The sequence below is a fragment of the Streptomyces griseorubiginosus genome (assembly GCF_017614965.1).
GTDB lineage: Bacteria > Actinomycetota > Actinomycetes > Streptomycetales > Streptomycetaceae > Streptomyces > Streptomyces griseorubiginosus_B.
Genome location: NZ_WVUG01000350.1, coordinates 1 through 8,714 on the forward strand (window position 1 = coordinate 1; position 8,714 = coordinate 8,714).

General features: G+C 74.7%; 8 protein-coding genes and 1 pseudogene. 1 reads left to right on the forward strand and 8 read right to left on the reverse strand.

The features are described from left to right. Positions 1 to 75: 75 nt before the first annotated feature. The 6 genes from cobC to cobM are packed head-to-tail and all read right to left on the reverse strand — an operon-like array spanning position 76 to position 6,399. Entirely contained in the window at positions 76 to 1,134 is a 1,059-nt protein-coding gene (gene cobC / locus GRC12_RS38290) for an Rv2231c family pyridoxal phosphate-dependent protein CobC (RefSeq protein WP_208784908.1), read from the reverse strand. Further along, on the reverse strand, positions 1,124 to 2,047 hold the full coding sequence (locus tag GRC12_RS38295; RefSeq protein ID WP_208784910.1) for a sirohydrochlorin chelatase: 924 nt from the start codon (positions 2,045 to 2,047) through the stop codon (positions 1,124 to 1,126). The genes cobC and GRC12_RS38295 overlap by 11 nt, the downstream gene beginning before the upstream one ends. Continuing rightward, positions 2,044 to 2,634, reverse strand: coding sequence for a precorrin-8X methylmutase (locus GRC12_RS38300; protein WP_208784921.1), 591 nt, complete (start codon positions 2,632 to 2,634; stop codon positions 2,044 to 2,046). The genes GRC12_RS38295 and GRC12_RS38300 overlap by 4 nt, the downstream gene beginning before the upstream one ends. A gap of 20 nt (positions 2,635 to 2,654) precedes the next feature. Continuing rightward, positions 2,655 to 4,346, reverse strand: a complete 1,692-nt coding sequence (gene cobJ, locus GRC12_RS38305) for a precorrin-3B C(17)-methyltransferase (RefSeq protein ID WP_208784913.1) — start codon at positions 4,344 to 4,346, stop codon at positions 2,655 to 2,657. Next, positions 4,343 to 5,584, reverse strand: coding sequence for a precorrin-6y C5,15-methyltransferase (decarboxylating) subunit CbiE (gene cbiE / locus GRC12_RS38310; protein WP_308286730.1), 1,242 nt, complete (start codon positions 5,582 to 5,584; stop codon positions 4,343 to 4,345). Before cbiE ends, cobJ begins: the two co-directional genes overlap by 4 nt. Next, positions 5,581 to 6,399, reverse strand: coding sequence for a precorrin-4 C(11)-methyltransferase (gene cobM, locus GRC12_RS38315; protein WP_208784915.1), 819 nt, complete (start codon positions 6,397 to 6,399; stop codon positions 5,581 to 5,583). Before cobM ends, cbiE begins: the two co-directional genes overlap by 4 nt. A gap of 95 nt (positions 6,400 to 6,494) precedes the next feature. Between cobM and GRC12_RS38320 the strand changes: the two genes are divergently transcribed. Beyond that, entirely contained in the window at positions 6,495 to 7,223 is a 729-nt protein-coding gene (locus GRC12_RS38320; RefSeq protein ID WP_208784917.1) for a ZIP family metal transporter, read from the forward strand. A 29-nt stretch (positions 7,224 to 7,252) separates the two neighbouring features. On the opposite strand, the gene cobI is transcribed toward GRC12_RS38320, so the two are convergent. Both cobI and GRC12_RS38330 read right to left on the reverse strand, forming a co-directional pair. After that, entirely contained in the window at positions 7,253 to 8,005 is a 753-nt protein-coding gene (cobI, locus tag GRC12_RS38325; protein WP_244374416.1) for a precorrin-2 C(20)-methyltransferase, read from the reverse strand. Continuing rightward, positions 8,002 to 8,714: pseudogene (locus GRC12_RS38330) on the reverse strand (cobyrinate a,c-diamide synthase); the annotation flags it as partial. The gene cobI and the pseudogene GRC12_RS38330, both read right to left, overlap by 4 nt.

Sequence of the window (8,714 nt, forward strand, 5' to 3'; positions counted from 1 at the left end):
GGACGGCAGCTCCTGGGGACGGGACGGGTAGGGGCGGCGGGGGCGAGGAACCCAGGCCGCACGGAATCCCCGACGTCACCGCCCCGCCAGCGTCATCGCCTGGTCCAGTGCCTGCAGGAACCTGTTCACCGTCACCCGGTCCCGTACCGCCAGCCGCAGCCACTCCTCGTCCAGCCCCGGGAAGGTGTCGCCGCGCCGCACCGCGAACCCCAGGTCGCGCAGGTGGCGGCGCACGGCGGCGGCCCGAGGCAGCCGGACGAGGACGAAGGGGCCCTCGGCGGGCCCGACGACCCGCAGCCCGTCCGGTGCGAACTCGCCGAGCCCGGCGACCAGATGGGCCCGGTCGGCGGCGCCGCGGTGCGCCGCGTGGGCCGCCTCCGCCAGCGCCCGCGGCGCCACACAGGCCTCGGCGGCGGCCAGCGCCGGCGTGGACACCGGCCACAGCGGCTGGGCGCGCTCCAGTTCGGCGATGGTCTCCGGGGCGGCGAGGACGTATCCGACGCGCAGCCCGGCCAGACCCCACGTCTTGGTCAGGCTGCGCAGGACGACGAGTCCGGGCACGTCGGTCCGCCCGGCCAGCGCCTCGCGCTCCCCCGGCACCGCGTCCATGAAGGCCTCGTCGACCACCAACGTCCGCCCGGGGCGGGCGAGTCGGGCGATCGTGTCGGCCGGATGCAGCACCGACGTCGGATTGGTCGGGTTGCCGATCACCACCAGGTCCGCGTCCTCGGGAACCGCTCCCGGACCCAGCCGGAAGCCGTCCTCCTCCCGCAGCAGCACCCGGTCCACGGTGTGCCCGGCGTCCCGCAGCGCCGCCTCCGGCTCGGTGAACTGCGGGTGCACCACGACCGGTTGACGGACCTTCAGCGCACGGGCGAGCAGGACGAAGGCCTCCGCCGCCCCCGCCGTCAGCAGTACCCGCTCCACCGGCACCCCGTGCCGCGCCGCCACCGCCGCCCGGGCCGCCCGCCCGTCCGGGTAGGCGGCCAGCCGCCCCAGCGAGCCCGCGATCAGCTCCCGGAGCCATACCGGGGGCGTGTCCGCGCGGACGTTCACGGCCAGGTCGACGAGCGTGGCGCCGTCGTCACGCACCTCGGCGTCGCCGTGGTGCCGCAGGTCGTGTTCAGTGGGCATGCGCGTGTCCGCCGTGGTGGTGATGCCCGTGGTGGTGATGGTGGCCGTCGTCGTCGGGGTGGAAGTGCGGCTGCTGCGCCAGCCCCACCTTGTCCTCGAAGCCCGGCAGCGCGATCCGGTACACGCACGAGTCGCAGTTCATCCGCAGATCGCCCTTCACCGCCTCCCGGTACCGCTCCATCACCAGGTCCAGCAGTTCCGGCTCCGGCCCGATGACCTCGGCGGACCGCACGTCGAGTTCCGGGTGCGCGGCCGCCCACTGTTCGGTCTGCCGCCTCACCCGGTCCGGCAGGATGCCGGTGAACAGGAAGTACGGCAGGACGACGATCCGGCGCGCCCCGAGCTTCCGGCACCGCTCGAGCCCGTCCGGCACGTCCGGCGCCGCGAGCGACACGAACGCCGTCTCCACCCCGGCGTACCCGCGCCCCTCCCACAGCAGCCGCGCCGCCTTGTGCACCTCGGCGTTGGCGTCCGGGTCCGTCGAGCCGCGCCCGACCAGCAGCACGGTCACCTCGGCCCGGTCCTCGGGGCCGCCCGCGCCGAGCGCCTCGTCGAGCCGGCGTTCCAGCACCGCCAGCAGCGAGGGGTGCGGGCCCAGCGGGCGGCCGTAGGTGTACGAGATCCCCGGGTGCCGTTCCTTCTCGCGGGACAGCGCGGCCGGGATGTCGCCCTTGGCGTGTCCGGCGGACACCAGCATCAGGGGCACGGCCGCGAACCGCCGTACGCCCCGCTCCACCAGCTCGGCCACCGCCTCGCCCAGCGGCGGCGGGGACAGCTCGATGAAGCCGCCCGCGACGGGCAGCTCGGGGTGACGGCGGCCGAGTTCCCGCACGAAGTCGCGGAACGCCTCGGCTCCGGCCTCGTCCCGGGTGCCGTGACCGGCGATGAGCAGGGCGGGCGGCGGGGTGGTCACGATGTCTCCTCGGACGGTGAAGTGGGGTGGTACAGCAGGGCGTTGAGAGCGGCGGAGGCCACCGCCGAACCGCCCTTCTCGGACACGTTGCTCACGGCGGGCAGCCCGCTCTCGCGCAACGCGGCCTTGGACTCGACCGCGCCGACGAAGCCGACGGGCAGGCCGATGACGAGCACCGGGTCCGCGTCCAGGGTCAGCAACTCCTCCAGCGCGGTGGGGGCGTTGCCGATCACCCAGAGGGCGCCCGGGCCGACCTGCTCGTACGCGAGCCGGATCGCGTGCGCCGAACGGGTCAGCCCGGGACCGGCCTTGGCATCCCGGAGCCGGCAGACGGTCTCGCGCCGGGTGATCCCGGCGGCCACCATCTCGACGTCGACCACGACCGGCGCCCCGGCGTGCAGCGCCGCGTGCGCCCTCGCCAACTCGCCCTCGTCCATGACGAGGTCGGTCGCGTAGTCGAGGTCGGCGGCGGAGTGGACGACCCGCTCCACCACCGCCCGGGTCAGCGGCGGGAAGTGCGAGGTGTCCAGCCGGGCGCGCATCCGCCGGTAGGACTCCACCTCGATGGGGTGGACGACACGGTGCACTCGCCCCGCGACGGAGTCGCTCATGACGCGGCCTCCTGCCAGCGGTAGCCGCGGGGCGTGACCATGCGCCCCGCGATGTCGCGGGTCGCGGTGTTGCCCACGGTCACCACCGTCATCATGTCGACGGTCGCCGGATCCAGCGCGGCCAGCGTCGTCAGCCGACTGGACTCGTCGGGCCGCGAGGCGTTGCGTACGACACCGACCGGCGTCGTCGGCTCGCGGTGCCCGGCGAGGATCGCGAGCGCCTTGGGCAGCTGCCAGTCCCGGCCCCGGGAGCGGGGGTTGTAGAAGGTGACCACGAGATCCGCCTCGGCGGCGGCCCGTACCCGGCGCTCGATGACCTCCCACGGGGTGTGCAGGTCGGAGAGGCTGATCGACACATGGTCGTGCCCGAGCGGCGCCCCCAGGATCGCCCCGGCCGCCAGCGCCGCCGTCACGCCCGGCACGCCGATCACGTCGATGTCGTCGGACGCCTCGGCGAGGGCGGGCGAGGCCATGGCGTAGACGCCCGCGTCACCACTGCCGATCAGGGCGACTGCCTGTCCCCTGCGCGCCTCGGCCACCGCGGTCCGCGCCCGCTCCTCCTCGGCCCCGAGCCCCGACTCCAGGATCCGGGTGCCGGGGCGCAGCAGGTCGCGGATCTGGTCGACGTACTGGTCGAGCCCGACGAGCACGGAGGCCCGCCGCAGCTCCGCCTTGGCGCGCGGGGTGAGCAGGTCGCGGGCACCGGGACCGAGCCCGACCACCGCGAGCCGGCCGCGTGCGGGACGTCGTACGACGGCGCAGGTCGCCATGGAGGCGTGTCCGTCCGCCCGCGCCGACTTCCGCTTGGGGACGAGGAGTTCACCGCCTCCGGCGAGCGCGGCGGCCTCGGCGACGGACGGGGTGCCGACGGCTGCGAGGGGCGCGGCGGAGGGATGGGGGACCTCGACCGCCGCCAGCTCCTCGGCGCTGTGGGTCACCAGGGGCACCCCCAGCCGTCGCGCCGCCTCCACGATGCCCGGCTCGTCCGACTTGGCGTCGACGGTGGCGAGTTCGGCGACGGACTGCACGGACAGTCCCGCGTTCCGCAGCGCGTCCTCGATCAGTCCCAGCACCTCCTCGACGGGCGCGCCCTTCGAGGCGCCGACGCCGACGACGAGGGACGGCGGGCGCAACAGCACCTCGTGTTCGGCGGGTTGGGCCGCGCGGTCGGTGACACGGATGACGTGGGACCCCTCGGCGGCCACCGGCAGGGGCGGCAGGGGCCAGCTCACCTCGGCGTCCAGGACGACCGGTTCGCCGTCGAGGAGCGCCCGGGAGACAGCCGCGACGGCGCCCTCCACCGGCAGCCCCAGGGTGTCCAGGCCCGCCACGCCGGTGGCGTCGGTCGCCGTCGTCACCACGGGCTGGGCGTCCAGCAACTCGCCCACCTCGACGGCGAGTTCGTTGGCCCCGCCCCCGTGCCCGCCGACCAGCGACACGGCGAACCGCCCGCCCTCGTCGACGCACACCACACCCGGGTCGGTCGTCTTGTCACCCAGCAGCGGCGCCAGGAGCCGTACCACCGCCCCCGTGGCGAGGAAGCACACGAGCTGCTCGCACTCCGCGAACGCGGCCCGTACGGCGTCCCCGACGGGACCCTCGTACACGCGCGTACGGTCCGGCCACGCGGCGGCCAGCCGGTCCCGCGCAGCCGTCCCCGCCGCGGTGGCGGAAATGAGGCCGATCACTGAGCGACTCCTTCTCGACGGACGGGAGTTCTGACTCCCCACAGCAGGAAAACGGGATTGGTCGCCGCCAGCCGGGACACGTCACCGGGCAGCGGCGCGAGCCGGGAGGACTGCAGCAGCACGCCGTCGCAGTCGAACCCGGCGTCGGTGAGGGCCTCACGGGCGGCCGGGACGCGGTCCAGGGCCGCCATCGCGACCACGACCGTCCGCCGGGCGCGGCGCGCGCAGGCGGTGACGATGGCGGGCAGTTCGCGCCCACCGCCGCCGACGAACACGGCGTCGGGGTCGTCGAGTCCGTCCAGCGCGGCGGGCGCCGAGCCGTGCACGACCCGTATCTCCACGCCGTGCGCGGCGGCGTTGGCGCGGATCCGTCCGACGCCGTCCTCGGACTTCTCGATCGCGGTGACGGCGGCGCCGAACCGGGCGCACTCGACGGCCACGGAGCCGGAGCCCGCGCCGACGTCCCAGACCAGCTCGCCGAGCCGCGGCCCCAGCCGGGCCAGCGCGAGGGCCCGCACCTCGAACTTGGTGATCATCGAGTCCCGGTGCGCGAACTCGCCCTCGTCCAGCGCCCAGCGCGCGGGACCGGCGTCGGCCCCCGCGACCGTCCGGACACCGCCGAGCACCCGGGCCTCGTCGAGACACAGCACGACACTGACGTCCGTCCCCCACTCCCGGCCGGCGGCCTCGGCGGGCGTGACCCGCTCGATGCGCTCCCCGGCGGAACCGAGCGCGGAGGCGACGACCAGGACCCGGGCGTCCGGCCCGAGAGCGGCTCCGAGTTCGGCGGGGCCGCTGCCCGGGCCCGTCAGCACGGCCACCTTCGGACGGGCCCGGCACGCGTTGACCGCCGTGCGCAGGTCCCGGCCGTGGGCGCTGACCACCACCGCGTCGTCCCAGGGCAGCCCGGCACGGGCGAAGGCGGCGGCGATTGAGGACACCCCCGGCCGTACGTCCAGCCGGTCCGCTCCGAACCGTTCCGCCAGCGCCCGCACGATCCCGAAGAACCCGGGGTCCCCGGAGGCCAGCACGACGACGCGGCCCCCCTTCTCCAGGTGCCGCTCGATGACGTCCAGGGCCGGCGCCAACGGGCCCAGGACGAGCTGCTCGGCGTCGTGCGGCACCGGGGCCGCTTCGAGATGCCGCCTGCCGCCCACGACCAGCCGGGCCCCGTCCAGCACGTCGGCGGGAAGCGGCGCCCCCGTCCCCGTACCGACGACCGTGATCGGGCCGCTCACGTACTCGCCCCCCGCTCGCGCAGCGCCCGGCGGGCCGCCGGGTCGGCCTTGCGGTAGCCGTGGAAGTGGCCGGGGTGGTACAGGTGCGAGCGCGTGCCCTCGGCGTCCAGCGCCGGGCCGACCAGGAAGAGGGTGTGCTTCCAGAGCTTGTGCTCCTTGACCGTCTCCTCCAGCGTGCCGATCGTGCACCGCACCAGCAGCTCCTCCGGCCACGTCGCCTGGTAGGCGACCACGACCGGCGTGGAGGTCGGATAGCCGCCCTCCAGCAGCTCCCGTACCAGCTGCCCGCTGCGGGCCGCCGACAGGAAGACCGCCATGGTCGTGCCGTGCCGCGCGAACTCGCGCACCTCCTCGCCGGGCGGCATCGGCGTCTTTCCGCCGCCGAGCCGGGTGAGGACCACGGACTGCGCGACCTCGGGGATGGTCAGCTCGCGCCGGGCGAGTGCGGCGACGGCGGAGAACGCGGAGACGCCCGGGACGACCTCGGTCGCGATGCCGATGCCCGCGCACCGGTCGAGCTGCTCCTGCGTGCCGCCCCACAGGGCCGGGTCGCCGGAGTGGATCCGGGCGACGCGCAGCCCCTCGGCGTGCGCGCGCTCGTAGACGGCCACGACGTCCTCCAGGGACATGGTCGCCGAGTCGAGGATCTCCGCGTCTTCGCGCGCGTGTTCGAGGACCTCCGCCTGGACCAGGCTCGCCGCCCAGATCACGACGTCGGCCTCGGCGATGGCGCGCGCGGCACGGAACGTCAGCAGATCGGCGGCGCCGGGGCCGGCACCGACGAAGGTCACCTTGCCGGTGGGGGCATCGGCCATGGAAATCGGGTCCTCTCTGTACAAAAGTGTCACGGGTACTGTCGCCGTGGCCGTCCGATGTGCGCGAACGGCCGTTGATCGGATAACAAGTCCCCATGGCGGTCTTCGTCGCGCTCGGCGCGTTCCTGATGACGCTGGCCGGTGGCTGGACGGCACAGCGGGTGACCGACCGTCGCCACCTGGTCCTCGGCCTGGCCGGCGGACTGATGCTCGGGGTGGTCGGCCTCGATCTGCTGCCGGAGGCACTGGAGGCGGCCAGCGACGAGATCTTCGGCGTGCCCGCGGCCCTGCTGCTCTTCGTGGGCGGCTTCCTGCTCGCCCATCTCGTGGAGCGCACCCTCGCCGCCCGCCAGGCCTCGCACGGCGGTGATGAGCACTCCCACCGGGCTCCCGAGGTGGGGCTGACGGCGGCCGCGGCGATGGTCGGTCACAGCGCGATGGACGGCGTGGCGATCGGAGCGGCCTTCCAGGTCGGCGGCGGCATGGGCGCGGCGGTCGCCCTGGCCGTGGTCGCCCACGACTTCGCGGACGGCTTCAACACGTACACGATCACCAGCCTGTACGGGAACGCCCGCCGCAAGGCCATGACCATGCTGTTCGCGGACGCGGCGGCCCCGGTGATCGGCGCCGCATCCACGGCGTTCGTCACCATCCCGGAGGGCCTGCTCGGCGGCTATCTCGGTCTCTTCGGCGGCGTACTGCTCTATCTCGCGGCCGCCGAGATCCTCCCCGAGGCCCACCACGAACACCCGGCCCGCTCGACCCTGCTGTTCACGGTCGCGGGCGTGCTGTTCATCTGGCTGGTGGTGGGCCTGGCCGCCTGAGCCGGGCACTGCGGGCGCTGCGGGGGCTGTCACAACTTGCCGCCCCGTCCGCCGCCGCGCCGCGCGGGCGCGATGAGCGTCGAGAGGTACGGCAGCGGGGCCCCGTCGAGCTCGGCGGCCGGCCGGATGGACTCGCTCTCCAGCCCGAGCGCCGACCCCCACACCGCGTCGCCGAGCCGCCCGGTCTCCCGCAGGGCCTCGGCGACCTCGCCCGCCTGCCGCCCGAACTTGTAGGCCACGACCGTCCCGGGCCCGTTCAGAGCGTCCTTGAGCACGGCGGACCCGGCGGTGACGGGCACGAGGGTCAGCGGCTCGGTGCCCTCGGTCAGCACGGCCCCGGAGCGCGCCGCGAGGTCCTGCATGGCGGTGATGCCGGGCACGGTCTCGACGACGGTCCCCGGGACGAGCTCGGCGATGGTCTGCGCGAGATAGGTGAACGTCGAGTACACGTTCGGGTCGCCGATGGTGGCGAAGGCGACCACGGAGTGCGCGCCGAGCAGGGCGGCGACCCGCGTCCCGGCCGCGTCCCAGGCGGACTCGCGCCGCTGCCGGTCACTGCGCTCGTTCAGCGCGAACACGACCCGGACGACCTTCTCCGCGGGCACGTAGTGCAGCACGGTCGCCTCGGCCCGGCCCGGCTCGCCACCGTCCTTCCCGTCGGGTGCCGCCATCACGGGCACGACGACGACATCGGCGGCGCGCAGCGCGTTGACGCCCTTGACGGTGACGAGTTCCGGATCGCCGGGTCCCACTCCGACCCCGATCAGCCTGCTGTTGCTCATGACGTCCGGCACCTCTCCACGAACCGACGGGCGACACCGGGCTCGGACGCCCAGTGCGTGTGCAGATAACTCGCGTGCACACCTTGCTGTACGAAGCCTTCGACCCGCCTGTCGGAGCCGCGCACGCCCCACGCGGGAGCCGCCCCCGCCCCCGGCTCGACGACGGTCCGATGGAACTCGTGCCCCCGCATCCGCGTCCCGGCGGGCGCGAGCACGCTGTCGCCGACCGCGACGGCGTCCCGGTACCCGAGCGTGAGCCGCTCGGACATGCGGGCGTCGGCGTCGATCACCCCGCACATCGGCCGCCCGTCCAGCGCACGGCACAGATACAGCAGCCCGGCACACTCGGCGGCGACGGGAGCACCGCTCTCGGCGAGCGTCGCGACGGCCTTGCGCAGGGGTTCGTTGGCGGACAGCTCGGCGGCGTACACCTCGGGAAACCCCCCGCCGATCACCAACCCGGCGGTCCCGTCGGGCAGTTGTTCGTCGCGGAGCGGATCGAAGACCACGACCTCGGCTCCGGCGGCGGCGAGCAGCTCGGCGTGCTCGGCGTAGGAGAAGGTAAAGGCGGCACCACCGGCGACGGCGACCACCGGCATGTCTCGACGCAGGTCGGCACCATCCAGCCCGTCTGGGGGTCCCCCCTCTGGGGGAGTTTGAGGACGAGGCCCGTTCAGGGCCGACGCGGGGGGCTGGGGGCGGCAGCCCC

What these genes read in the sequence shown, in the direction of transcription:
- cobI (WP_244374416.1), bottom strand. Translation starts at nt 8,005, where the DNA reads ATGAGCAACAGCAGGCTGATCGGGGTCGGAGTGGGACCCGGCGATCCG.
- cobM (WP_208784915.1), bottom strand. Translation starts at nt 6,399, where the DNA reads ATGGCCGATGCCCCCACCGGCAAGGTGACCTTCGTCGGTGCCGGCCCC.
- cobC (WP_208784908.1), bottom strand. Translation starts at nt 1,134, where the DNA reads ATGCCCACTGAACACGACCTGCGGCACCACGGCGACGCCGAGGTGCGT.
- GRC12_RS38320 (WP_208784917.1), top strand. Translation starts at nt 6,495, where the DNA reads ATGGCGGTCTTCGTCGCGCTCGGCGCGTTCCTGATGACGCTGGCCGGT.